Source organism: Bifidobacterium sp. ESL0763 (assembly GCF_029433395.1).
Taxonomy (GTDB): Bacteria; Actinomycetota; Actinomycetes; order Actinomycetales; family Bifidobacteriaceae; genus Bifidobacterium.
Genome location: NZ_JAQTHW010000002.1, coordinates 1,432,278 through 1,455,434, shown reverse-complemented (window position 1 = coordinate 1,455,434; position 23,157 = coordinate 1,432,278). Strand labels below are relative to the sequence as shown.

Sequence of the window (23,157 nt, the reverse complement as noted above, 5' to 3'; positions counted from 1 at the left end):
CCGGAATCCCGCCATCGCCCGGAACCCACAGGACCCATCGGGCGAATCCGCGATCACATGTGGATGATCAGATGCGCCACGCTCATCATCACGGTGCCCACCACCGCGGTCAGGCACAGGATGAACCCGGCGAGCTTGGCATTGCCCAGCACCTTGTCGGTGAACATCGTGGCGAAGATGGCGGTCGGCGCCAGGCAGCACATCACCGCGGCCTCGCGCACCAGCGGGTCGAAGGGCAGCAGGAACCAGGCGGCCAGCGCGAAGACGATGGCGCAGGGCATCCTCCAGGCCATCACCTCGCCGACGAACTTCAGGTCGCGCTTCGAAGCGGGCAGGTCGGTGAGCATGCCGACCATCACCATCGCACAGAAGGCGTTGGCGGCCGAGAAAGGCTGCGAGACCTGCGCGATCCAGGTGGGGAAGTGGAAGTTGAAGAGCATGAGCACGACCATCAGGATATAGGTGTCGAACGCGGGGGAGATGACGAATCCCTTGATGATGTGGGCGATGAGCGCCCGGCGCTGCAGCCGGCGTGCGTCGCGGTCGGTGGCCTTGACGCGGGGCAGCGTGGGCGCGTCGCCGGCGTTCTGCTCGGCGAGCGTCTTGCCGGGGGCGATGTGCAGCAGGTTCTGCATGAGCACGTTCGTGCCGGCCGCGACCATGATGTTGTTGCCGATGTCGAACATCGCGGCGGGCACCAGCGCGGCGGGGCCGAGGAAGGCCTGAAGCATGGGGAAGCCGAAGCAGCCAACGTTGAAGCCGCTGCTGTTGAGCATCAGGAACGCGCGGTCGGAGACGGGCCGGTGGCGCGTGGCCAGGAAGACCAGCAGCGGCGGGATCGCGGCGGCGCACAGCGAGAACGCGGAGAGCAGCAGCAGGCTGATCTGGTGCGGGTTGGTGGCGAACGAGTAGATGATGGCCCCGGGCAGCACGATGTCGAACTCGATCACCTGCACCACGTGGTAGTCCTTCGCCCCCAGGATGCCGAAGCGTTTGAAGAGGTATCCGATCAGGATGATCAACAACAGCGTCGCCGGTTGGATGAGTGCTGACATGGGCTGTGGTTCTCCTGTGTTCTGTAGGCTTTTGGTGGGCTCGGCGGGCGCGCCGGGGTTTGTCTTTCTTGCATATCATAGACCGACAGCTGTCTGCGGCCGCCGAAAGTATTGCAAATGGTGGCAAGCCGGCGGCGCATGGTCGGCGCCTGGTTGCCGAATCGTTGGCAAATGGCCGTTACGTTGGCGCCATGGCGTCATCGGCTGTGAGGGGGATAACGTTTTCGCTCCCCTGTTTGTTCGCTGGCAGCCATGGGGCTTCTTGTGGCCGGCGTCTGATAGATTGGGTGGCGTCGCGCGCATGGCGGAATTGGTAGACGCGCAGGATTTAGGTTCCTGTGACTTTGTTCGTGAGGGTTCGAGTCCCTTTGCGCGCACATCGGACTTGTGGAACTGGCTTGCGTCGTCGGTTGCCATTAGTGTAGCAAGCTATGGATATGGAAGACGAACTTGCGGACGGCCACGGAGCCGACGGGCTCGGCCCGCTGATCAAGGTGGCCAACACCCTGATCGAGAAGGAGCTCAACAACCGCGTCGCCTCGATGTTCGCAGGCTACAGCCTCACCGGCCCGCAGATCACGCTGATGGTCTACCTGCATGACGCGCATGGCCATGTCGTCACGCAGCGCGAGATCGCCGACCGGTTCGTGCTGAGCCATCCCACCATCCGCGGCATCGTCAAGCGCCTGGAAACCGCGGGGCTTGTCGAAACGTCCCAGCTGGAAAGCGACCGGCGGCAGATCGTGCTCGCGCTTTCCGACGAAGGCCGACGGTTGATGGACGCGCGCATCGACGATATCCACCAGGTGATGGCGCGCATCAACGCCCGGATCGCCGACGGCTTGGGGCCGGCCGAGCAGACGGGGCTGGTCGCCGCGCTGCAGCGGATCGTCACGAATTTTTCGGACGGAGCGGTGCGATGAGTCGGGAAGATGGGTTCGGCTCCATGGCCGTGATGCCATGTCCGTGCGACCTTGTGCGTGACCGTGAGCGCGGCCATGGCAGAAGGGCCTAGGCGTTTCTCGCCTCGACGATATATATCAAATTTTTTTTCAACAAACTGTAGCTTGCTATAAATCAAGGGGAGGCCATCAATGACCAATCGGCAATCGGCACATGACAACAAGGGGCAGGGGGATGTCTCGGAGGCGAAGCCGATATCCGGGCAGCCCATCCCGGCCGAATCGAAACAGGACGACCGTCTGGCGTCCACGTCATCCGCCTCGACCGGAGCCCACGGACATGCCGCGCCGTCGATCGCCGGGGGGCAGCGGGCGGCGATGATGGCGGTGCTGCTCTTCGGCTCGTTCACGGCGCTGATGGCCGAGACGTTCCTCAACAACGCGTTGCCGACCATCATGGGCGCGTTCGGCGTCACCCAGGCCGCGGCGCAATGGCTCACGACCGCCTACCTGCTCGTGGTCGGGCTGATGATCCCGATGTCCGCGTGGGTCTTCGAGTCCTTCAATCTGCGTACCACCTTCGTCACCCTGATGGCCGTCTTCTTCGTCGGCTCCCTGGTCTGCGTGTTCGCGCCGAACTTCTGGGTGTTGCTGGCCGGGCGCATCGTCGAGGCGGCGGCTGCGGGCGGGCTCATGCCGTTCATCCAGAACGTCATCCTGATGATGTTCCCGCCCGACAAGCGCGGCCTGGCCATGGGGGTGACCGGCCTGGTCATCGGCTTCGGGCCGGCGGTCGGCCCCACGATCTCCGGGCTCATCCTCAAGGTTTCGGGCTTCCGGACGCTTTTCGCCATCCTCGCCGCCGCCAGCGTCGTCGCCGTCCTCCTCGCCCTGCCGCTGGTGCGCAACATCACCTCGCCGGCCCGCGGCACCACCGACGTCATCTCCTTCGCCGAGTCCATCCTCGGTTTCGGGCTCATGCTCTACGCGCTGTCCGAGGTCGGCAACACCGGCCATGTCACCCTGGTGCTGGCGGTGGCGTTCGTGCTCGGCGTGGCGATCATGGCCCTCTTCTGCGTCCGACAGTTGAGGCTCGCCAAGCCGTTGCTCGACGTCCGCGTCTTCGCCAACGTTCGCTTCGACCTGTGCACGCTCTTAAGCACCATCTCCAACATCGCCATGGTCGGCATCGAGCTGGTGCTGCCGCTCTACCTGCAGACCACGCGCGGCGAATCGGCGCTGACGAGCGGCCTGGTGATGATGCCGGGCGCGCTGGTCATGGTGGCCTGCAACCCGATCTCCGGCGTGCTCTACGATAGGCTTGGCATCCGCAGGCTCTCGCTCTTCGGCTTCGTGATGCTGCTGGCCGGCTCGGTGCCGATGCTCTGGTTCAGCGCGAAGACGAGCCTGGCGCTGATCGGCCTGTGCTACGCGCTGCGCATGGTCGGCATCTCCTTCACCATGATGACCACCTTCACCGCCGGCATCAACATGAGTGCCGCCGGGCTCGCCGCGCACGCCAACGCCGCCTCGTCCACGGTCCGCCAGATCGGCGGGTCGCTCGGCACGGCGCTGGCGATGCTGGTCATCTCGCTGGCGGCGGTCTCGTGGGCCTCCGCGGGCAGGGCGGCGGCGCAGGCCATCGGCTACAACTGGGGCTTCATCCTGATGGTCGTCTTCGCGCTCATCGGCCTGGTCGCCTCGTGCTTCCTGCCGGGCGCGTCTGCGGAACACAAGGCCGTCGCCGCTGCCAGCCGGTGACGCGCGGACTTATTGCGTCGAAAAGCAGCTTTTCAGGGACGATTTGCTGCTTTTCGACGCAAGTTTGAGGTTCGCCGCGTCGAAAAGCATGATTGAGGGGTTGTTTTCGTGCTTTTTAACGCAGGTTTGGAAGAGTCTGATAACACGGAGATGAAGAGCCGCTTGACAGAATCGAACTGTCGACCTTCTCATTACGAGTGAGACGCTCTACCGACTGAGCTAAAGCGGCGATGGCCCGAGCGGCATACACCACCCGCGCACAAGACAATGATAGTACCGGATGCCTTAGATTTTGTCCATGGCGTGCCGAAACGCGGGGCGTACCGGGCGTTACGGGACTACCGGCGGGACTATTGGCGGAGCTCGGCGACCTTGACAACCTTGGTGGCTTTGCCGGTCTTGCGGGCCCGCGCCTTGCGGCCGAAGACGAGCGCGCCGAGGAACGGGATCAGGATGATCGAGCCCAGCATCAGCCGTATCTGCACCGCCAGGGCCGCCAGCGCCAGCGACAGCACGATGCCCAACGGTATGAGGAAGAGGGGCAGCAGCTCGCGCATGCCACGCCGCCAGGCCAGGACCGCCAGTGCGACGACGGCCCAGTCGAGCAGGGCCAGGTTGAAGACCGTGTGTGCCACCGGCCCCAGCCTCGACTGCTCGGCCATGTATTTGTTGGTGTGCAGCAGCGAGGCGGCGATGGTGTATTGGTCGTCGGTCTCCTGCAGCGGATTGACGATCGAGCCTTCGAATTTCGCATACGCCGCCACGCAGGTGCCGAGGTTGGCGAAGCAGAGCTTCGACCAGTTGGAGAGGAACGGTCCCAGGTCCTTGCCAGTCATCTGGGGCACCTTGTTGCTCATCACCAGCAGTCGCTCGACGTCGTAGTTGCCCGCCCACTTCTGCGCGGGGCGGATGGCGGTGAAATAGGCGTCGGCCTGCGGGTCCAGGCGCTGCGGCGAGCCGTGGAGATCCTGGTAATAGATGTAGCCCACCTGCATCAGCGGCACGCCCAGCATCTCGCTGGTGGGGGAGGGGCTGGCCTTCAGCCCATAGTCGCAGTAGGCGCCCCAGGCCGCGCTCAGGGCCACGAAGGCGAGCAGCGAGGCGAGGATCCGCCGGTATTCGCGGCGGAAGCGGATGAGCATGAAGACGATGATGGCGAAGACGAAGATGAAGTTGTTCTTGCGCAGCTCGTTGGTGACGAACAGGGTGAGCGCGAGGCCGGCGAGGAACCACGGGCTGAGCAGCGCCCGGCCCTTGGTGTCGATCGCCTCGAAGACCTCCACGCACAGCAGCAGCGTGAAGCCGGCGCACAGCACGTCCTTGGTGCAAGCCACCGAATAGGCGGGGAAGAGCGGGTAGAAACTCCACAACAGGGTGGCCACCAGCAGCGCGCGACGGCCCACGCGCCGGGAGAGGACGGCCAGCGCCACGACGATGCAGGCCGAGAAGACGAGCACCTGCAGCAGGTTGGCCAGCCACAGCCGGTCGCGCGCCACGAAGCCGAGGAAGAAGGTGTCGAGCACGGAATGCTGCTTGTTGAACGTCCAGGTGGCGTACTGCTCGCGCTGGTCGGCCGCGTCCGGGGAGTCGACGCCCGGGAAGGTGACGAGGTAGGTGGCCAGGTTGACCAGGAGCGGCAGGAGGATGAACCAGTCGTGGCGGAGGATGGCGCGCAGGCTGCCGGGCTTGGCGGGTCTGGCGGTCGTGTTGCCAGCCGTTGCCGTGGTTCCCGAGTCCTCCGGTTCCGCCTCGCCCCGGTCGGCTCCGTCGCTCTCTGGGGTTTTGGCGGCGCGCGTCATCGGTTTGGCGGCGGTGGCCGGCGCGGTGGCGGCGCCGCTCGCGACGCTGGGGAAATCGGGTAAGGCGAGGCTCATGGTGCCTCATTATAGGGGCATGGGCCACAAGCGCCATGGCGGGCCGGAGCGGGGCGGTGGCGGCGGGTGGAATCGCGGGGCGCCGTGTCTGATTTCGTGAGTAGAATCGGGCCGTATAACCAATGGCACAACAAACGACGGGCACGGAACCCACAGGCGTGTGAGAACATAAGACGAAGCTGCGAAACCCCCGCGACATGTGATGAAAGGACCCTATACCATGGCCATCAAGCCTCCTATCGACGTCACCAGGACCCCCGAGTGGGCGGCGCTCAAACAGCACTTCGACCAACTGCACGAGCAGGGCATCGACCTGAAGCGGTGGTTCGCCGACGACCCGAAGCGCGTCGAGGCGCTGAGCTTCGAGGCCGGCGACCTGCACTTCGACCTCTCCAAGAACCTCATCAAGCCCGAGACGCTCAGGCTCTTCGCGGACCTCGCCAAGGCCGTCGGCCTCGAGGAGCGCTTCGGGCAGATGCTCTCCGGCGAGCACATCAACCCCACCGAGGACCGCGCCGTGCTGCACACCGCGCTGCGCCGCCCCGCAAGCGACAAGGGCAAGCTCATCGTCGACGGCCAGGACGTGGTCGGCGACGTGCGCGCCACGCTCGAGAAGATCTATGACTTCGCCGACAAGGTACGCAGCGGCGAATGGCGCGGCGTGACCGGCAAGAAGATCGAGACCGTGGTCAATATCGGCATCGGCGGCTCCGACCTGGGCCCGGTCATGGTCTACGAGGCGCTCAAGCCGTACGCGGACGCCGGCATTTCCGCCCGTTACGTCTCCAACATCGACCCCAACGACATCACCGAGAAGACGAAGGATCTCGACCCCGAGACCACGATGTTCATCGTCGTCTCCAAGACCTTCACCACCCTCGAGACGCTGACCAACGCACGCGAGGCCCGCACCTGGCTGCTGAACGGCCTCAAGGCCTCCGGCGCCATCGACGGCTCGGACGCCAAGCGGGCCGAGGCCATCCGCAAGCATTTCGTCGCCGTCTCCACCAACCTCAAGGGCGTCGAGGAGTTCGGCATCGACCCGGCCAACGCCTTCGGCTTCTGGAACTGGGTCGGCGGCCGCTATTCCGTCGACTCCGCGGTCGGCACCTCCATCGCCGTGGTCTACGGGCCGAAGCGCTTCGAGCAGTTCCTCGCCGGCTTCCACGAGATCGACGAGTACTTCGCCAACACCCCAGTCGAGAAGAACGTCGTGGCGATGATGGGCATGCTCAACGTCTGGTACCACAACTTCTTCCACGCGGCCACCCACGCCGTGCTGCCCTACGACCAGTACCTGCACCGCTTCCCGGCCTACCTGCAGCAGCTCACGATGGAGTCCAACGGCAAGTCCGTGCGCTGGGACGGCAGCCCGGTGACAACCGAGACCGGCGAGGTCTTCTGGGGCGAGCCCGGCACCAACGGCCAGCACGCCTTCTACCAGCTCATCCACCAGGGCACGCAGCTCATCCCGGCCGACTTCATCGCCTTCGCCAACACCCCAAACCCGGCGAATGACGGCGACCAGGACGTCCACGAGCTCTTCCTCGGCAACTTCCTGGCGCAGACCAAGGCGCTCGCGTTCGGCAAGACCGCCGACGAGGTGCGCGCCGAGGGCACGCCGGAGGAGATCGTGCCGGCCCGCGTCTTCGCCGGCAACCGCCCGACCACCTCGATCTTCGGCGACGAGCTCACCCCGTTCTCGCTGGGCGAGCTGATCGCGCTCTACGAGCACATCGTCTTCACCGAGGGCACCGTCTGGGGCATCGACTCCTTCGACCAGTGGGGCGTGGAGCTGGGCAAGCAGCTCGCCCTGCAGATCACCCCGGCGATCTCGAAGGACGACGAGGCGCTGGCGGCGCAGGACGCCTCCACCCAGAGCCTCATCCGCTTCTACCGCGCGCATCGCAAGTAGCAATCGGCGGATTCGTCGCTGGCCATGAACCAGCCCCGAACCGACCCCGAATTGGCCCCGAGCCGGTTCGGGGTCGTTCCGTATCGGAACCCATGCGCGCCGTCCGGCCACGCCATCCCGCGTGCCGCCGATTCCGTGGCTCGTGTATACTGGCGGTTGTCGTTTTGTGCGGCCTGCCCAGCGCGGGCCGGAACGCAAGGCGAAACCAACACGCGGATGTAGCTCAATGGTAGAGCCTCAGTCTTCCAAACTGATTACGCGGGTTCGATTCCCGTCATCCGCTCTCCGCGGTGTGGTGCACCGCTGATTCTGTTCTTTCGATGGCACGAGCGAGGCGGATGTTCTATGGCGGGCAGATCGTCGGAAAACGACCATGGCGATGGCGGCAACAAGGCCGTCGAGATCGTGGAGGGCAAGGTCGAGACGGTCAACGTCTCCAAGCATCCCGAGGCCTCCATCCCCGAAACCGAACTCTCTTTGGCCGACATCCAGCGCCGGCGCTCACACCCGGTGCGCTGGGTCGTCTTCACCGTCCTCCTGCTCGCCGCGATCATCGGACCGTACTGGTTCGGCCGCACGCTGGCCATGGACCACACCGCCCGGGTCATCAGGACGTTCAGCCCGTTCTCGCCGCAGGGCATCGCGCTGGTCTCGTGGACGGTGACGGTGGTCTGCCTGGCCTGCATCGCGCTTTCGGTGGTCGAGGAGCACGGCTGGTTCTGGCGCGTGCTCTTCGTGCTCACCCTCTTCGCCGAGCAGCTGATCGGCGGCGTGTGCCTGCTGCGCTTCAGGTTCTGGTATTCCACCTACGTGGTCTACGGCCCCTCGTCGGTGCTCGCCAACGCGGCCAACCTCGGCATCATCGCGGCGTTGGCGGCGGTGGCCGTCTTCGCGGTGGTCTTCGTGGGCCTGCTCATCGGCGTCGACAAGGATTCGCCGTTCAACGTGCTCACCCACAGCTGGGCCGCCTTCATCCTCTTCTTCGCCATCGAGGCCGTGGCGCTGCTGGTCGTGCTCTTCAGCGGCCTGCTCTACGCCGTCTGAGCGTCGCGGCCGTGCCGCCGGCGCGCCGTACGGAGGCGAATTACGGTTCATCCATACCGGCACGTATACTTGAAACTTGGCGTGAACTCGCCCGCGGATAGAGAGCGCTCCGGCACTGAGCCGGTGGCACCGCGCAGCAACAACAAGGAGGATGCCGTGGCACTTACGGCTGACGAAAAGCACGAGATCATCACGAAGTACGCGACGCACGAAGGCGATACGGGTTCTCCCGAGGTTCAGGTCGCGCTGCTGAGCAAGCGCATCTCGGATCTGACCGAGCACCTGAAGACCCACCAGCATGACCACCACTCCCGTCGTGGCCTGCTGCTGATGGTCGGCGACCGCCGTCGTCTTCTCGATTACCTCAAGAAGATCGACATCAACCGCTACCGTTCCCTCATCGAGCGCCTTGGTCTGCGTCGATGATTTCATCTTATGCCCGGGCTCGCGCTCGGGCGTTTTGGTAGATGGTGGACGACGGATCGGATGTTGGGCGAAAGACACGAAGCGACGGTGAATGACCGTCGGTGATGTTCGCGGGTGAAGAAACGCCGGACGGCCTTAAGGTGAAGGCCGATAATGAAAAACGAAACTGAGAAGTGAACGAAGACATGTGGGGCGCGCTGCGGCCAGGTTTGCCGTAAGGAAGATGGTGGCGCCCGATGCCGATAGAGCATTTTGAAGTGGTAGACAAGAAACAAACAGACAAAGGAGGAACCCTTGGAGGGTCCCGAAATCAAGGCCGTTGAGGCCGTAATAGACAATGGAACATTCGGCAAGCGCACGCTGCGCTTCGAGACGGGCCGGCTGGCCCAGCAGGCTGACGGCGCCGTTGCCGCCTACCTGGACGACGATTCGATGGTGCTTTCCACCACCACCGCCGGCTCCAGCCCGAAGGAGAACTACGACTTCTTCCCGCTGACCGTCGACGTCGAGGAGAAGATGTTCGCCGCGGGCAAGATCCCCGGCTCCTTCTTCCGTCGCGAAGGCCGCCCCTCGAACGACGCGATCCTCGCCTGCCGCATCATCGACCGGCCGCTGCGCCCGCTCTTCCCCCACACCCTGCGCAACGAGGTGCAGGTCGTGGAGACGGTGCTCGCCTGCAACCCCGATGACGCCTACGACATGATCGCCCTGAACGCCGCGTCCATGTCGACCATGATCTCCGGGCTGCCCTTCGAGGGCCCGGTCTCCGGCGTGCGCCTGGCGCTGGTGGACGGCCAGTGGGTCGCCTTCCCGCGTTGGAGCGAGCGCGAGCGCGCGGTCTTCGAGATCGTCGTGGCCGGCCGTGTGGTCGAGTCCGGCGACGTGGCCATCGCCATGATCGAGGCCGGTGCCGGCAAGAACGCCTGGAAGCTCATCTACGACGAGGGCCAGACCAAGCCCGATGAGGAAGTCGTGGCCGGTGGCCTCGAGGCCGCCAAGCCGTTCATCAAGGTCATCTGCGAGGCGCAGAGCGAGCTGGCGAAGAAGGCCGGCAAGCAGAGCACCAAGGAGTTCAAGCTCTTCCCGGAGTACACCGACGAGCTCTACAAGCGCATCGACGAGATCGCCCACGACGACCTCAACGAGGCCCTCTCGATCGCGGCCAAGCTGCCGCGCCAGGAGCGCATCCACGAGATCAAGGAAGACGTCCGCGCTCGTCTCGCCGACGAGTTCACCGACATGGACGAGATGGAGAAGGACAAGGAGCTCGGCAACGCCTTCAAGGAGCTGCAGCGCCAGATCGTGCGCCGCCGCATCCTGAGCGAGGACTTCCGCATCGACGGCCGCGGCCTGCGTGACATCCGCACGCTCTCCGCCGAGGTCGACGTGGTGCCGCGCGTCCACGGCTCCGCGCTCTTCCAGCGTGGCGAGACCCAGATCCTGGGCGCCACCACCCTCAACATGCTCAAGATGGAGCAGAAGATCGACGCCATCTCCGGGCCCGACACGCGCCGCTACATGCACGATTACGAGATGCCGCCGTTCTCCACCGGCGAGGCTGGCCGCATCGGTTCGCCCAAGCGCCGCGAGGTCGGCCATGGCGCCCTGGCCCGCAAGGCCCTCGTGCCCGTGCTGCCCAGCAGGGAGGACTTCCCCTACGCCATCCGCCAGGTCTCCGAGGCCCTCGGCTCCAACGGCTCCACCTCGATGGGTTCCGTCTGCGCCTCCACGCTGTCGCTGCTCGCGGCCGGCGTACCGCTGAAGGCCCCCGTCGCGGGCATCGCGATGGGCCTGGTCTCCGGTGACGTCGACGGCAAGCACGTCTACAAGACCCTGACCGACATCCTGGGCGTCGAGGACGCCTTCGGCGACATGGACTTCAAGGTCGCCGGCACCTCCGAGTTCATCACCGCCCTGCAGCTCGACACCAAGCTCGACGGCATCCCCGCCGACGTGCTGGCCGCGGCCCTGCAGCAGGCCAAGGAAGCGCGCACCACGATCCTCGAGGTCATCAACGAGTGCATCGACGCCCCGGCCGAGATGAGCCCCTACGCTCCGCGCATCCTCACCACCAAGGTCCCCGTCGACAAGATCGGCGAGATCATCGGGCCCAAGGGCAAGATGATCAACCAGATCCAGGAGGACACCGGCGCCGACGTGAGCGTCGAGGACGACGGCACCGTCTACATCGCCTCCGAAGGCGGCGAGGGCGCCGAGAAGGCCAAGGAGACCATCGACGCCATCGCCAACCCGCACATCCCCGAGGCCGGCGAGACCTTCAACGGCAAGGTCGTCAAGACCACGAGCTTCGGCGCGTTCGTCAACCTGACCCCCGGCACCGACGGGCTGCTGCACATCTCGCAGATCCGGAACCTCACCAACGGCGAGCGCATCGACGCCGTCGAGGACGTCCTGAAGGAAGGCGACACCGTCGAGGTGATCGTGCAGGGCGTGGACGACCGTGGCAAGATCTCCCTGGCCATCCCCGGCTTCGAAGGCCAGCAGTCCGGCGCACGCGGCCATGGCCGTGGCGACCGTGACGACCGCCGTGGGCATGGACGCCGTGACGATCGTGGCTATCGTGGCCACCGCCATGACGACCGCCGCGATGACCGTCGTGACCGTGATTACGAGGATCGTCCGCGTCGCCGTCACGACGACCGTGACGAGCGCGATGACCGCCGCCACGAGGACCGTTACGACGACCGCCGTCATGACGACCGCCGTGACCGCCGCGATGACCGTCGTGACCGTGATTACGAGGATCGTCCGCGTCGCCGCCACGAGGACCGTGACGAGCGCGAGGAGCGTGGGGACCGTTACGATGACCGTCGCCATGACGACCGCCGTTCCGGCCGTCGCGACTCCCACCGTTCCGGTGGCTACCGTGGCAGCCGTCGCAACCCGCGCTACGCCACCGATGACCACTACGACGAGTACCGCGAGGACCGCGAGGAGCGCAGCGAGCGTCCGCGCCGCCGCATCCGCCGCGACTTCGACCCGTTCGACGAGTGAGTTCTGGGGCGCGTCGCACCGGGGCTGAGTGAGTCCGGGGCGGCCGGCCGATGAGCCGAGGCTGTTGATGGTCAAGGCTCTGTTTGCGGTCGGTCGCTGTGGATATTAGCCAATGGCGCGCCGTGTGAATCGGAATCGATGAAGGCCTTGTGGGCCAGCTGAGAAGTCAGCTTGGTCCGCAGGGCCTTTTGCTATGCCGTATTTCGGGAGGGGGCAGGGCGATGTTGGGGATGATTATGGAATCGCGGATGTCGAGAAAGTGGGCGAATTGTGGATAAGTCGGGCGTGGGGACCGCGACACGCCTCAAATGTGGATAACCCCAACCGTTCGACCACAGTGGCCCGATTGGCTTTACTCGCCGATGCGTCAGGCGTTTCAATGGGGCCATGAGAGATTTCATCGATAGCAATGGCCGGAGGCTGCCCTCGCGCTCCGGCGGCGGAAAATCACGGTGGCCGGGGAATCCGGGGCAGTCCGCTTCCGTATCCGTGCCGGTGCCCATGCCCTCGCCGCGCGTGCCGGCCGGAACCGCCCTGGAAGTTTCGGGGCCCGGACGGGCGTTGGTCCGGCATGGTTCCTCCATGCCTCCGCCAGGGCGGCCGATGGTGGCGGCGCCCAATCCCACGGGACTGACGGCTGGGCAACGGCACCCGGTCGGCCAAAGCGGATCGGCCGGGCAGATGGTGCGGGTGGACGAGCCCGTCTTCGCCCCCGCCGAACTGGTGACCGACGCTCCGGTGCCCGCGGCCGCACGAGCCGTAGTGGCCTTCGCCGATGACGGCGACAACGCGGGGGAGACGGGCATCGCGGGCGATGTGGTGGCCTTCGTGGGCGCCAGCGGAGGCGTGGGGGTGAGCGTCATCAGCGCCCTGGCATCCTCGCACTGCGCGGGTGAGGGCATGGATTGCGCGCTGGTCGACGGCGATTTCGAAGGCGGCGGCCTCGACGTGCTGCTCGGCCTGGAGAACGACAAGGGACTGCGCTTCAGCACGCTCAACACTCCGCTGGGGCGCGTGGACGGCCATGCCCTTGTCGCCCAGCTGCCGCGGTGGCACGGCATCCCCGTGCTGGCCAGCGACCCGTGGAATGGCGCCAAGCCGGAATGGTGGGAGACCTCGGCGGCGTTGGCGGGGCTTGCGTCGGTCAGCGACCTCGTCATCGTCGACGCGGGCCGGGGCCGGCTGCTCAGCCAGCTGCCCGACGCGGCGAACATGGGCAAGGTGGTCGTCGCCGAGCTTTCGGTGCTGGGGCTCATCCGCGCCAAATCGTTGATCGCGCATTTCGTATCGGCATCGGGGCGGGACGACGGGGGCGGGGTGCTGGCCGTGGTGGGCGCCGAGCCACGCGGCACCTCGCACGGGCGGGGCGTGGTCGACGTCGGCGAGGCGTCCTCGTTCCTGGGCCGTGAGGTGATCGGCCCGCTCTCCGCTGACGCCCGCCGTGCCAGCGACATCCTGGAGGGGCTCGGCATCGCCGGCATCAACCGCTCGGAACGCCCGGTGCTCAACAGGCTGTGCGCCCGACTGGCCGGCGATGGCGGGCATGGCTCCGGCAAGTCTGGCAGGAAGGGAGGTGGTCGGACATGATGTTCGGTCCGTTGCAGCAGCTGGCCGCCGACCCGAAGCTGACCGACATCGCGGTGACCTGCGAGGGCAGGGTGTGGGCCGACCGCGGCGAGGGTATGCGCGAATACCATCCGGCCATCCCCTTCCGCTCGCCGCAGGTGGTGCGCCAGTACGCCTCGCAGCTGTGCTCGCAGCTTGGCAGGCGCCTGGACGAGGCGTGCCCCATCGCCGACGCGTCGAGCCCGGAAGGCATCCGCGTGCATGCGGTCATCGCACCGCTGGTCAACGAGGGCGCCGCGATCTCCATCCGTTTCCCCAGCCGATTCGTGCCCCGGCTCAGCGGCTTGGGAGCCGAGGGGCTTTACCCCGTCTCGTGGTTCCCGCTGCTGTGCGGACTGGTGCGCAAACGGGCCACGATACTGATCACCGGAGGCACCGGGTCGGGCAAGACCACGCTGATGAAGGCGCTGCTCGGCCAGTGCGACCCCAACGAGCGGATCGTCAGCGTCGAGGAGGTGCGCGAGCTCGGCGATTTGAAGCGCGGCGACTACGTCTCCCTGGTGGCCCGCGAGGCCAACGTGGAGGGGGCCGGCGCCGTCGGCCTGCCCGAACTGGTGAAGGCGACGCTGCGCATGCGTCCCGACCGCATCGTGCTGGGCGAATGCCGTGGCGAGGAGATCGCCGACCTGCTGCGCGCCTTCAACTCCGGCCACCACGGCGGCATGGTCACCCTGCACGCCGACAACGTTGCCAGGGTGCCGTCCAGGCTGGTGGCGCTGGGCCTGCTGGCCGGCCTCGACCGGCAGGCGCTGATGATGCTGGCCGCCAACGCCTTCGACGTGGTGCTGCATCTGGAACGCATCGAGGGCCGTCGCCACATCGTGCAGATCGGCCGGCTGGTGGTCGCCCACGACGAGTTCGTCGGCGTGCCGATCGCCACGTGGAACGGCAGGGAGGGCGCGGTTCCCGGACCCATGTGGGCCCGGTTCGTCAGCCAGTGGACATAGCTGGCCCGAGGCCGGCCTGGTGGTGTTGGCGATGCTGTTGGCGCGTCCGTATCCGCCGGGGAATCGGAATATGCCGGAAGGAGAGGCAATGAGGAGAGGAGGCCCATGGATATGGTGACGCAAGGTTGGCGCTGGCCCTTGGCGGCCCTCGCCCTGGCCATGCTGTGGCTGGCGGCCAGGTCGCGTCCCGCCGCCTCTCGGTTGGAGGCATGGACCACGGATACGGACGGACGGGACGAGCCGGAGCGGCCGGAGCATGAGGGCATCCTCGCGGTGCTGGAGAACGTGAAGGCGCGCATCCGCACCGGCTCGTCGCTGGAGCAGGCCTTCGGCGAGGCTTGCGGCGGGGTGATGGCCGGCGTGGCGACGTTGCCCGGCCGTGGTGCGCTGCGCGACCTGCTGGTGGAGCACCTCGATGACGACGAGACCGCGGAGCAGGCAGGCGAGACCGCGGCCGAGCTGGACCTCGCCTGCAGGGTGAGCCATGAGCTGGGCTACGGCGCGCTGCGCTGCATGGACGCGGTCGCCGACTCCTACAGGCGCAACCGGATGATGCGCACCTTGCGCGGCAACGCGTTCGCCATGCCCAAGTCGACCGTCAAGCTGCTCTCCGCCCTGCCGTTCGCCACCCTGGTGTTCGGCGAGCTCATGGGTGCCGACTCGCTGGCGTTCCTGCTGGGCACGGGTGCCGGGCGGATCTGCCTGACGCTCGGGCTGGCGGCGTACGCGATCGGGCTGATGTGGATGCGGGCGATGATGCGCGAGATGCAGGAGGCGGCCAAGGCGTTCACGGTGCCGGTGTCGGACGGATGATGGGCGGAGAAGACCGTGGGCGCGGCCATGGGACAGGCGCCTCCGCCTCATGGTTACCAAGACGGGATGAATGCGGTGGTTCGTGCCGTGTGGCGGTGGCGCGGTTTCGGCGCAGACAGCGCGACATGGACGTGATGCGTCGGCCGGCGAACCGTGGCGACGATACTGGCGGAAGGAATCGGCTATGTGGATGGTGATGGCATGTCTGGCGGCCTGTTGGGCGGCGGCTTGCTGCCTTGTGGCGTTCCGACGATCGGCGAGGACGGTGGAGGCCAGGCTCGCCGCCTTCGCGCGCCACGACGAGGTGGCCATATCGCTGAACCTGGTGCTGGAGATGATGGTCGTCGCCATCCGCCAGGGTGCCTCCATCCCGCACGCCTTGGACCTGGTGGGCTCGCTGGTCGGCGGCGAGCTGGGCGAGGGGCTGCGGGGCGCGGCCAAGGCGCTTGCCGAAGGCCTGGATTGGCGCGACGCATGGTTGCTGGCCGCGCTGGGCAAGGATGCGACCGGCGGGTCTTCGAGCGCGGGGAAGGCGCGTCATTCGCTTCGGCAACCGGGCGATGGCATGGGTGATGCCGGCGGAAGCGGCACCGCCAAGGCGCTCGCGATCTTCGCCGACGCCCTCGAGGAGTCATGGACCTACGGCATCTCGCCGATATCACGCTTGGAAAGCACCATCGAGCAGCTCGACGCCCGGCAGCGCGCGCTCATCGAACGCGGCGCCTCCAGGCTTTCGGTGCGGCTGCTGCTGCCCACCGCCATGTGCTTCCTGCCGTCGTTCATGCTCATCGGCGTGGTGCCCTCCATTGGCTCGTTCGTCTCGTGAATGTGGACGACACGCCCGGAATGTGGATAACTCAAACCGTTCGACCACAGTACCCGAAATCGCTTTGTTGGCCGTGCATTTTGCCGAAGAATGGTCGTAACGCGATCACAGGGGTCGCGTCATCGACAAGGAGGAGACATGAACATGAACATGGGAAGCGCGAACGCATTGGTCACCATCCCGGGTCGCCAGGGGCGTGGCCTGGCGACGATACCGGAGCGCGTCAGGACCAAGGTGTGCCTCACCGACGCGAGGGTGCGCGCCTGGCTGTCCGGCGAGGACGAGGGGGCGGTCACGGCCGAGTACGCCGTGGTGCTGGTCGCCGCCACGGGCTTCGCGGCGGTGCTGATCGCGCTGCTGAAATCCGGCGAGGTCAGGACGCTGCTGCTCAACATCATCAAGAAGGCCCTGAAGATCTAGCGAGGACCGGGTTGTGGTCGAATGTGGTTCGTCCGGCCGCGGGCCCGGGTGGGCTGAAAGATGCGAAATGCCGACAAGGTCAGGAGGGTGGCTATGCGATGGATATGCCATGGCGTGCGTCGTCTTGCGGGCAAGGCGCGCGCGGCCGTCAGGGGTGAGGACCGCGGTGCGGTGACCGCCGAGTTCGCCATGGTGCTGCCGGCCGTGGTGGCCATCGCCGCACTGCTGCTGATGCTGGCGCGGGCGGTGACCGTGGAGATGAACTGCCAGGACGCGGCGTCGGCCGGCGCGCGCGTGGCCGTCACCACCAAGGACAACGGCCGTGCCCGTGCCGCCGCGATCGAGGCTGCCGACCACGGGGCGCAGGTCTCGGTCAGCCGTGGCGTCGGCAAGGTCGACGTGGTGGTCAGCTGCCCGGTCGTCCCCGATCCGATGCACGTGCTGCCCACGCACGTCACGGGCAAGGCGACAGGCCTGCTGCAATAGCGCGGGCGAATCCGGTCTTGGAAGGAGACAAAAGCATGGTGGATGTCGATTCGCGGCCGTCCGATGGCTCGGATGCCGAATCCGTCAACGACGGACCTTCGGCCGGCGCCCGGACGATGCGGTCATGGCGCGTCTGGCTGGCCGGCGAGGACCGGGGTTCCGGCACCGTCAGCGGGGTGATGCTGGTGGCCGTCACCGCCATCCTGCTGACGGTGATCGCCGCCGGCGGACGCGTGCTCATCTGCATCGCCCACGCTCGCAGCGTCGCCGACCAGGCCGCCATCGCCGGTGCCGTCTCGCAGTGGGAGGGCAAGGGCGACCCGTGCGTGCGGGCGGGGCTGACGGCGCGCGCCAACGACGGCAACCTGGTCTCCTGCCAGGTGCGTGGCGAGGACGTGGTCGTCAAGGTCTCGTATGCCACGTCGGTGCCCGTGGCTCCGCAGGTCGTGCGTGCCGCGCGGGCCGGACCGGTGGAGTGCGGTGTATAGACGCCATGCGTCATATACGCCATGGCCGGCAGGGCGATTCCGTCCGCCGGTGGGTGTGAAGATAGTCGGGTGAAGGTAGGTTAGAGGATATGGCACTTGCATTGTATCGGCGATATCGGCCGGACACTTTTGATGGGATCATCGGTCAGGATCAGGTCACCGTCCCCCTGTCCAGAGCGTTGGACGAGGGCAAGCTGACGCATGCCTACCTCTTCTCCGGGCCGCGCGGCTGCGGCAAGACCAGTTCCGCGCGCATTCTCGCCCGGTGCATCAACTGCGCCAAGGGCCCCACCTCGCACCCCTGCGGGGAATGCGACAGCTGCAAGGACCTGGAGACCGGCGGCCCCGGATCGATCGACGTGGTGGAGATCGACGCCGCCAGCCACAACGGCGTGGAGGACGCCCGCGAGCTGCGTGAACGCGCCGCCTTCGCGCCCGCCCGCGACCGCTACAAGATCTTCATCCTCGACGAGGCTCACATGGTCACCCAGCAGGGGTTCAACGCGCTGCTGAAGATCGTGGAGGAGCCGCCCGAGCATGTCATGTTCATCTTCGCCACCACCGAGCCCGACAAGGTCATCTCCACCATCCGCTCGCGCACCCACCACTATCCCTTCCGCCTGGTCTCCCCGGAGGTCATGGGCCCCTACCTCGAGCGGATCTGCGAACAGGAGAAGATCGAGCCGGAGCCGGGCGTGCTCAAGCTGGCGATGCGCGCGGGCGGCGGCTCGGTGCGCGACACCCTCTCTGTGCTCGACCAGCTGATGGTCGGGGCGGTCGACGGCGAGATCTCGTATGATTCGGCGGTGGCGCTGCTCGGCTTCACCCCCGACGCCCTCATCGGCGAGGCCATCGACGCCGTGATCGACGCCGACGGTGAGAAGCTCTACGGCGTGGTGCAGAAGGTCGTGGTCGGCGGCTTCGAACCGCGGCGGTTCGTGGAGGACCTGCTGGCCCGTGTGCGCGACCTGTTGGTGCTCACCCTGGGAGGCGAGAAGGCCGAAAGCGTGCTCGACGACGATTCGGCGGCCCAGGACATGGCCGACCTGCATCGCCAGGCGTCCGAGCTCGGGCTCGCCACTCTCAGCGCGATGGCCGAGGTCATCAACACCGCGCTCGGCGGCATGACCGGTGCCATCTCGCCCCGCATGCGGCTGGAGCTTCTGGCCGCCCGTCTGCTTTCCGGCCGTGAGAACGGTTTCGGCTCGGCGCAGCCGGCTGTGCGGCAGGAAGCCGCCGGTCGCTCCGGACAGCCGTCGAATGGCGGACGCCCGACTGCCCAGGCTGCGGGCAGGGGAGGCTTCATCGGCTCGAACCGTGGTGGCGCTTCCGCCGTGAATGGCAATGCGCCGACGCAGGGAGCCGGTCCGCAGGGCGGCAGGAATGGCCGTAATGGCCGTAATGGTCAGAGTGGTTTCATCGGCGGGTCACAGGCCCAGCCGACCGGTAACCGATCCGGCCAATCCATGCCGGCACAAGGTGCCCAAGGCAACGCACCGGCCATGCAGGGCAATGGTCAGTCCGCGCCAGCCGCCGGCCAACCGGTCCCGCAGGATCGGCCTGCGCAGCACCAGGCCGCGGCGGCTCAGGCGTCTTCGGCGCCCCAGGACGGCGGCGCCGCCAAAGCCGCGGCCCCGGCACCGCACGTCGACCCGAACGCCACCCCCGACGAGAAATGGGACGTGGTGCTCTCCGCACTGCCCGAAGGCGTGCGCGAATACGTCACCCGCGACAAGGTGCCGCAGATCGCGTTCATGACCAACGCTGCCGGCAAGTCGCGTCTGGCCATGACCTTCGACACCGCGCTCAGCCAGCACGCCTTCGCGTTGGCGATCGCCTCCGACGCCGCACACAACGGCGAGAAGGCCGCCAACGTGGTCCTCGACGCGGTTCGCTCGGTGTTCGGCCAGCATACGATGATCGCGCCGACCGGCGTGGCGGCCAACGGCGAGAAGGTCGTCTCCACCAAGCGCATGAGGCCCGAGGACCTCGCCCAGGTCAAGCGCAAGATCGCGCTTTCGAAGGCCGGACTCGTCGACGGCGGCTCCATCGTCTCGGCTCCGCACGCCGCCTCCGAGTCCAAGACCCCGTCCAAGGGTGAGGCCGGCGACGACGAAAGCGACGATTCCTCCCACCGAGTCGGTTCCGGCAAGGCTGCCGACTCATCGGAGTCCGTAAGCTCGCAAAGGTCTGCGGATTCTGCGCAATCCGCTGGCTCAGGGAACACCGCGGGCTCGCGGGAATCCACGGCATCCGGTGGCCCCGGCGATGCAGCGGAATCCGGAAAGTCGACCGATGCTGCCGATGGCCACAAGGGTGGCGCGGCGGCTCCGGACACGACGGCTGGCGGTCCGCAACCGGAGGACGACGATTACGACCCATGGCTGCATATGGCCAATGGTGACGAGGCAGATGGGCAGACGGCGACCGAGAAGGCGCTTGACGCCGCGGCCGAATCGCAGACCCACCACAAGAAGCATGTCGCCGTGCCGGACACGAGCGACGGGGTCGACCCGTGGGCGGTCTCCGAATCCCAGAGTGCCGGCGGCGATGCCGACGGTGGTGCCAACGGTGCGGGTAACGGCAATGCGTCCAACATGAACGCTCAGGCCGGTGGCGCCGCAGCCGTTCCGGGAGAGGGGCAAGCCGGTGGCGATTTCGGTGGAGCCTCGGATCCGGTACAGGACGGCGTCCCTCAGATGTCAGCGCCCGGTCAAGCGGCGCAACACGGTCCGATCGAACAAAACGGACCTTCGGCGGCCGGTGGCCCCGGTGGTCCCGGCATGGCCGATCTCAAGCGACGCTTCAGCGCCCCGGAGGCCGGCGCCGCCGCGCAACGCCCGCAGGTGGACGCCGACGAGGACGAGTACTCGCTCGACGACCAGTCGCTGGGGCAGGCCACGGCACTCGGCATCGACGAGCTCTCGAAGCTTTTCGAGGTGAAGAAGGTCGAGCGTTTCGACGCCAACGACCCCCACAATCCCAAGAACGTCAAGCCGGCCGAACGGCATGACATCGAGCAGCACTAGGAGGAACATCCATGGCATTGGCCTATGACGGCGCGATCCAGAGGCTCATCGACTCGTTCGCGCATCTGCCGGGCATCGGGCCCAAGGGCGCGCAGCGCATCGCCTTCTACCTGCTCTCCGCCAACGACGAGGAGGCCCAGGAGCTCGCCGACGCGATCCGCGAGGTCAAGGAGAAGGTGCGTTTCTGCGACATCTGCGGCAACGTCTGCGAGACCAGCCCGTGCCCGGTGTGCGCCGACCCCCGCCGCGACCACACCACCATCTGCGTGGTGGAGGAACCCAAGGACGTGATGAGCATCGAGCGCACCCGCGAGTTCCGTGGCGTCTACCATGTGCTCGGCGGGGCGATCAACCCCATGGCCAACATCGGCCCCGGCGACCTCGCCATCCCCAAGCTGCTCGACCGCCTGAAGACCGACGAGGTCAAGGAGATCATCCTGGCGCTCGACCCCAATATCGAGGGCGAGGCCACGGTGACCTACCTGAGCCGCCTGCTCTCGCCGCTGGGGCTCAAGGTCACCCGCCTGGCCAGCGGCCTGCCGGTGGGCAGCGACCTGGAATACGCCGACGAGATCACCCTCGGCCGGGCGCTGGCGGGGCGTCGCGAGGCATAGTCCATCCGCCGTATGGGAGTTCGGTGGCTCCCGTATGTCGCTCTGTTCGCCGGTTCGTCAGTAACCCTCGTCCACTGGTTTGTCGGTCATGGCCTGCCCCGGGGATTCGTCCCTCGTTCGCTTGTACCGGTCCTGCCCGCGTCCAGCGTGTTTCGCACGCTGTCGGACGTCCTTGCCCGCATGACGGAGACGCGCGGCCCGAGGTAGTGCGCCGTTCCTATAATGAGGGTCCTACGCCCGGCTCCGTTCGCGCGCGGGTGCGGCGCCCGGAAACGCGTCGCACACGGCCCGAACGATGGCGGACGATCCGACGATTGACGAAGACAGGAATGGCAGTGGCTCTTATCGTGCAGAAGTATGGCGGTTCCTCCGTGGCGGACGCGGAATCGCTGAAACGTGTGGCCAGACGCATCGTGGAGACCAAGCGCGCCGGCAACGACGTGGCCGTGGTGGTCTCGGCGATGGGCGACACCACCGACGACCTGATCGACCAGGCCAAGAGCATCGATTCCAACCCTCCCGCCCGCGAGATGGACATGCTGATGACCGCGGGGGAGCGCATCTCGATGAGCCTGCTGGCGATGGCCATCCACGCCGCCGGCGAGCACGCCTACTCCTTCACCGGCTCCCAGGCCGGATTCATGACCGACGCCCGGTTCGGCGCCGCCCACATCCGCTCGGTGAAGCCCGAACGCGTCAGCCGCGCGCTGGGGCTGGGCAGCGTGGCCATCGTCGCCGGGTTCCAAGGCATCAACGCCGACGGTGACTACACCACCCTCGGCCGCGGCGGCTCCGACACCTCGGCGGTGGCGCTCGCGGTGGCGCTGGGCGCCGACATCTGCTAGATCTACACCGACGTCGACGGCATCTTCACCGCCGACCCGCGCATCGTGCCCACCGCCCGCCGCATTCCCGAGATCAGCTACGAGGCGATCCTCGAGATGGCGTCGTGCGGCTCGAAGGTGCTCGCCCTGCGCTGCGTGGAATACGCCCAGCGCTTCAACATGCCGCTGCACGTGCGCAGCTCGTTCTCGCACCGCCCGGGCACGCTGGTCATCCCCAACGGGGTCAGCGCGCGCAACCTGCCCAACCTCGGCTAGGCGACGGCATGACCGGCAAAGACCATGACAACAACCAGGAAACGAAGCGGAGTGATGAGAGCATGAACGCCACAAACGAAACAACCGGCAACGGCAACAACAACGGCGGCAACGCCTCCATGGGCGACCTCTTCCCCGACCTCGGCCCCGAGGCGCCGGTTATCTCGGGGGTGGCCCACGACCGCAGCGAGGCGCTGGCGACGGTGCGTGGTGTGGACAACGAGCCGGGCATGGCCGCCAAGGTCTTCACCCAGCTGGCGCTCGCGGGCGTCAATGTCGACATGATCGTGCAGGCGGGCGCCTCCACCGGCACCGCCGACATCTCCTTCACCGTCCCCGAGAACGCGATCGGGAAGGTCGACTCCGTGCTCGCTGCCAAGCAGGCCGAGCTCGGCTACCGCAGCTACGACATCAACACCGAGGTCGGCAAGGTCGCCGTGGTGGGCGTGGGTATGAAGACCCATTCCGGCCTCGCCGCCAAGTTCTTCGAGGCGCTCAGCGAGAAACAGATCAACGTATTGATGATCTCGACCTCCGAGATCCGCATCGCCGCGCTGGTGCCGCTCGGCCAGCTCGACGACGCCGTGCGCGCCCTGCACACCGCCTACGGCCTCGACGCCAGCCAGATCGAGGCGGTCGTCTACGGCGGCACCGGCCGCTGAGTCCGGTTTCTCTCATACCCATAGGCGGTGTGCGTCGCGGCGCAGCTTGAGTGTGCCATATTCCGCCATTCCCATCGCGCTTCAACAGCTATCGTCATGTCATATCGTCCCGCCGCGCGCACTTCGGACATCGCCGGCGTCTGGTCCGCTGTGC

Annotated in this window: 18 protein-coding genes, 3 tRNA genes and 1 pseudogene; 19 read left to right on the top strand and 3 right to left on the bottom strand. The window is 66.8% G+C overall.

The window, feature by feature from the left end; all coding sequences use genetic code 11:
• Positions 1-53 precede the first annotated feature (53 nt).
• Positions 54-1,055 carry an AEC family transporter gene (locus tag PT282_RS06660; RefSeq protein WP_277168745.1) on the bottom strand — a complete coding sequence of 334 codons (1,002 nt, stop codon included), beginning with the start codon at positions 1,053-1,055 and terminating at the stop codon, positions 54-56.
• Positions 1,056-1,350: 295 nt separating this feature from the next.
• On the opposite strand from PT282_RS06660, the gene PT282_RS06655 reads away from it, so the two are divergent.
• The 3 genes from PT282_RS06655 to PT282_RS06645 all read left to right on the top strand — a co-directional run bounded on the left by PT282_RS06655 (position 1,351) and on the right by PT282_RS06645 (position 3,718).
• Positions 1,351-1,432 (top strand) — tRNA-Leu (locus PT282_RS06655).
• 60 nt (positions 1,433-1,492) lie between these two features.
• Positions 1,493-1,978, top strand: a complete 486-nt coding sequence (locus PT282_RS06650; RefSeq protein ID WP_277168744.1) for a MarR family winged helix-turn-helix transcriptional regulator — start codon at positions 1,493-1,495, stop codon at positions 1,976-1,978.
• Between the two features lie 171 nt (positions 1,979-2,149).
• Complete coding sequence (locus PT282_RS06645; RefSeq protein WP_277168743.1) at positions 2,150-3,718, top strand: DHA2 family efflux MFS transporter permease subunit; 1,569 nt, start codon at positions 2,150-2,152, stop codon at positions 3,716-3,718.
• Between the two features lie 156 nt (positions 3,719-3,874).
• Here the strand turns inward: PT282_RS06645 and PT282_RS06640 are convergent.
• Both PT282_RS06640 and PT282_RS06635 read right to left on the bottom strand, forming a co-directional pair.
• Positions 3,875-3,947 (bottom strand) — tRNA-Thr (locus tag PT282_RS06640).
• Positions 3,948-4,068: 121 nt separating this feature from the next.
• Positions 4,069-5,592 carry a DUF6020 family protein gene (locus PT282_RS06635; protein WP_277168742.1) on the bottom strand — a complete coding sequence of 508 codons (1,524 nt, stop codon included), beginning with the start codon at positions 5,590-5,592 and terminating at the stop codon, positions 4,069-4,071.
• 220 nt (positions 5,593-5,812) lie between these two features.
• On the opposite strand from PT282_RS06635, the gene pgi reads away from it, so the two are divergent.
• The 16 genes and pseudogenes from pgi (at position 5,813) to PT282_RS06555 (ending at position 23,003) form a co-directional block, all read left to right on the top strand.
• A complete protein-coding gene (pgi, locus tag PT282_RS06630; protein WP_277168741.1) occupies positions 5,813-7,507 on the top strand; it encodes a glucose-6-phosphate isomerase in 1,695 nt (564 codons plus the stop codon).
• Positions 7,508-7,719: 212 nt separating this feature from the next.
• A tRNA-Gly gene (locus tag PT282_RS06625) sits at positions 7,720-7,790 on the top strand.
• 62 nt (positions 7,791-7,852) lie between these two features.
• The gene (locus PT282_RS06620; protein WP_277168740.1) at positions 7,853-8,551 is read left to right on the top strand and encodes a hypothetical protein; all 699 of its coding nucleotides are present in this window, start codon (positions 7,853-7,855) and stop codon (positions 8,549-8,551) included.
• A 156-nt stretch (positions 8,552-8,707) separates the two neighbouring features.
• A complete protein-coding gene (gene rpsO, locus PT282_RS06615; RefSeq protein ID WP_277168739.1) occupies positions 8,708-8,977 on the top strand; it encodes a 30S ribosomal protein S15 in 270 nt (89 codons plus the stop codon).
• Positions 8,978-9,271: 294 nt separating this feature from the next.
• Positions 9,272-11,992 carry a polyribonucleotide nucleotidyltransferase gene (locus tag PT282_RS06610; protein WP_277168738.1) on the top strand — a complete coding sequence of 907 codons (2,721 nt, stop codon included), beginning with the start codon at positions 9,272-9,274 and terminating at the stop codon, positions 11,990-11,992.
• Between the two features lie 582 nt (positions 11,993-12,574).
• Positions 12,575-13,579, top strand: coding sequence for a hypothetical protein (locus PT282_RS06605; RefSeq protein ID WP_277168737.1), 1,005 nt, complete (start codon positions 12,575-12,577; stop codon positions 13,577-13,579).
• Entirely contained in the window at positions 13,576-14,565 is a 990-nt protein-coding gene (locus PT282_RS06600; protein WP_277168736.1) for a CpaF family protein, read from the top strand. Before PT282_RS06605 ends, PT282_RS06600 begins: the two co-directional genes overlap by 4 nt.
• A gap of 111 nt (positions 14,566-14,676) precedes the next feature.
• On the top strand, positions 14,677-15,378 hold the full coding sequence (locus PT282_RS06595) for a type II secretion system F family protein (protein ID WP_277168734.1): 702 nt from the start codon (positions 14,677-14,679) through the stop codon (positions 15,376-15,378).
• 190 nt (positions 15,379-15,568) lie between these two features.
• Positions 15,569-16,204 carry a tadC protein gene (locus PT282_RS06590; protein WP_277168733.1) on the top strand — a complete coding sequence of 212 codons (636 nt, stop codon included), beginning with the start codon at positions 15,569-15,571 and terminating at the stop codon, positions 16,202-16,204.
• A gap of 144 nt (positions 16,205-16,348) precedes the next feature.
• Positions 16,349-16,624: a DUF4244 domain-containing protein gene (locus PT282_RS06585; protein ID WP_277168979.1), complete on the top strand. Its 276-nt coding sequence runs from the start codon at positions 16,349-16,351 to the stop codon at positions 16,622-16,624.
• A 93-nt stretch (positions 16,625-16,717) separates the two neighbouring features.
• Positions 16,718-17,110, top strand: coding sequence for a TadE family type IV pilus minor pilin (locus tag PT282_RS06580; protein WP_277168732.1), 393 nt, complete (start codon positions 16,718-16,720; stop codon positions 17,108-17,110).
• Positions 17,111-17,145: 35 nt separating this feature from the next.
• Positions 17,146-17,598, top strand: a complete 453-nt coding sequence (locus tag PT282_RS06575; RefSeq protein WP_277168731.1) for an Rv3654c family TadE-like protein — start codon at positions 17,146-17,148, stop codon at positions 17,596-17,598.
• Positions 17,599-17,687: 89 nt separating this feature from the next.
• On the top strand, positions 17,688-20,627 hold the full coding sequence (locus PT282_RS06570) for a DNA polymerase III subunit gamma and tau (RefSeq protein WP_277168730.1): 2,940 nt from the start codon (positions 17,688-17,690) through the stop codon (positions 20,625-20,627).
• An 11-nt stretch (positions 20,628-20,638) separates the two neighbouring features.
• Positions 20,639-21,241, top strand: a complete 603-nt coding sequence (gene recR / locus PT282_RS06565; protein ID WP_277168729.1) for a recombination mediator RecR — start codon at positions 20,639-20,641, stop codon at positions 21,239-21,241.
• Positions 21,242-21,576: 335 nt separating this feature from the next.
• Positions 21,577-22,341 (top strand): annotated as a pseudogene (locus PT282_RS06560) (aspartate kinase).
• 119 nt (positions 22,342-22,460) lie between these two features.
• On the top strand, positions 22,461-23,003 hold the full coding sequence (locus tag PT282_RS06555) for an ACT domain-containing protein (RefSeq protein ID WP_277168978.1): 543 nt from the start codon (positions 22,461-22,463) through the stop codon (positions 23,001-23,003).
• The last annotated feature ends 154 nt before the right edge of the window (positions 23,004-23,157 follow it).

Excerpts from the sequence above, each read along its gene's own strand:
- PT282_RS06555 (WP_277168978.1), top strand. The coding sequence starts at position 22,461 with ATGGGCGACCTCTTCCCCGACCTCGGCCCCGAGGCGCCGGTTATCTCG.
- recR (WP_277168729.1), top strand. The coding sequence starts at position 20,639 with ATGGCATTGGCCTATGACGGCGCGATCCAGAGGCTCATCGACTCGTTC.
- PT282_RS06580 (WP_277168732.1), top strand. The coding sequence starts at position 16,718 with ATGCGATGGATATGCCATGGCGTGCGTCGTCTTGCGGGCAAGGCGCGC.
- pgi (WP_277168741.1), top strand. The coding sequence starts at position 5,813 with ATGGCCATCAAGCCTCCTATCGACGTCACCAGGACCCCCGAGTGGGCG.
- PT282_RS06595 (WP_277168734.1), top strand. The coding sequence starts at position 14,677 with ATGGTGACGCAAGGTTGGCGCTGGCCCTTGGCGGCCCTCGCCCTGGCC.
- PT282_RS06650 (WP_277168744.1), top strand. The coding sequence starts at position 1,493 with ATGGAAGACGAACTTGCGGACGGCCACGGAGCCGACGGGCTCGGCCCG.
- PT282_RS06575 (WP_277168731.1), top strand. The coding sequence starts at position 17,146 with ATGGTGGATGTCGATTCGCGGCCGTCCGATGGCTCGGATGCCGAATCC.
- PT282_RS06590 (WP_277168733.1), top strand. The coding sequence starts at position 15,569 with ATGGTGATGGCATGTCTGGCGGCCTGTTGGGCGGCGGCTTGCTGCCTT.
- PT282_RS06605 (WP_277168737.1), top strand. The coding sequence starts at position 12,575 with ATGCCTCCGCCAGGGCGGCCGATGGTGGCGGCGCCCAATCCCACGGGA.
- PT282_RS06660 (WP_277168745.1), bottom strand. The coding sequence starts at position 1,055 with ATGTCAGCACTCATCCAACCGGCGACGCTGTTGTTGATCATCCTGATC.
- PT282_RS06570 (WP_277168730.1), top strand. The coding sequence starts at position 17,688 with ATGGCACTTGCATTGTATCGGCGATATCGGCCGGACACTTTTGATGGG.
- PT282_RS06635 (WP_277168742.1), bottom strand. The coding sequence starts at position 5,592 with ATGAGCCTCGCCTTACCCGATTTCCCCAGCGTCGCGAGCGGCGCCGCC.
- PT282_RS06600 (WP_277168736.1), top strand. The coding sequence starts at position 13,576 with ATGATGTTCGGTCCGTTGCAGCAGCTGGCCGCCGACCCGAAGCTGACC.
- PT282_RS06620 (WP_277168740.1), top strand. The coding sequence starts at position 7,853 with ATGGCGGGCAGATCGTCGGAAAACGACCATGGCGATGGCGGCAACAAG.
- PT282_RS06645 (WP_277168743.1), top strand. The coding sequence starts at position 2,150 with ATGACCAATCGGCAATCGGCACATGACAACAAGGGGCAGGGGGATGTC.
- PT282_RS06585 (WP_277168979.1), top strand. The coding sequence starts at position 16,349 with ATGAACATGGGAAGCGCGAACGCATTGGTCACCATCCCGGGTCGCCAG.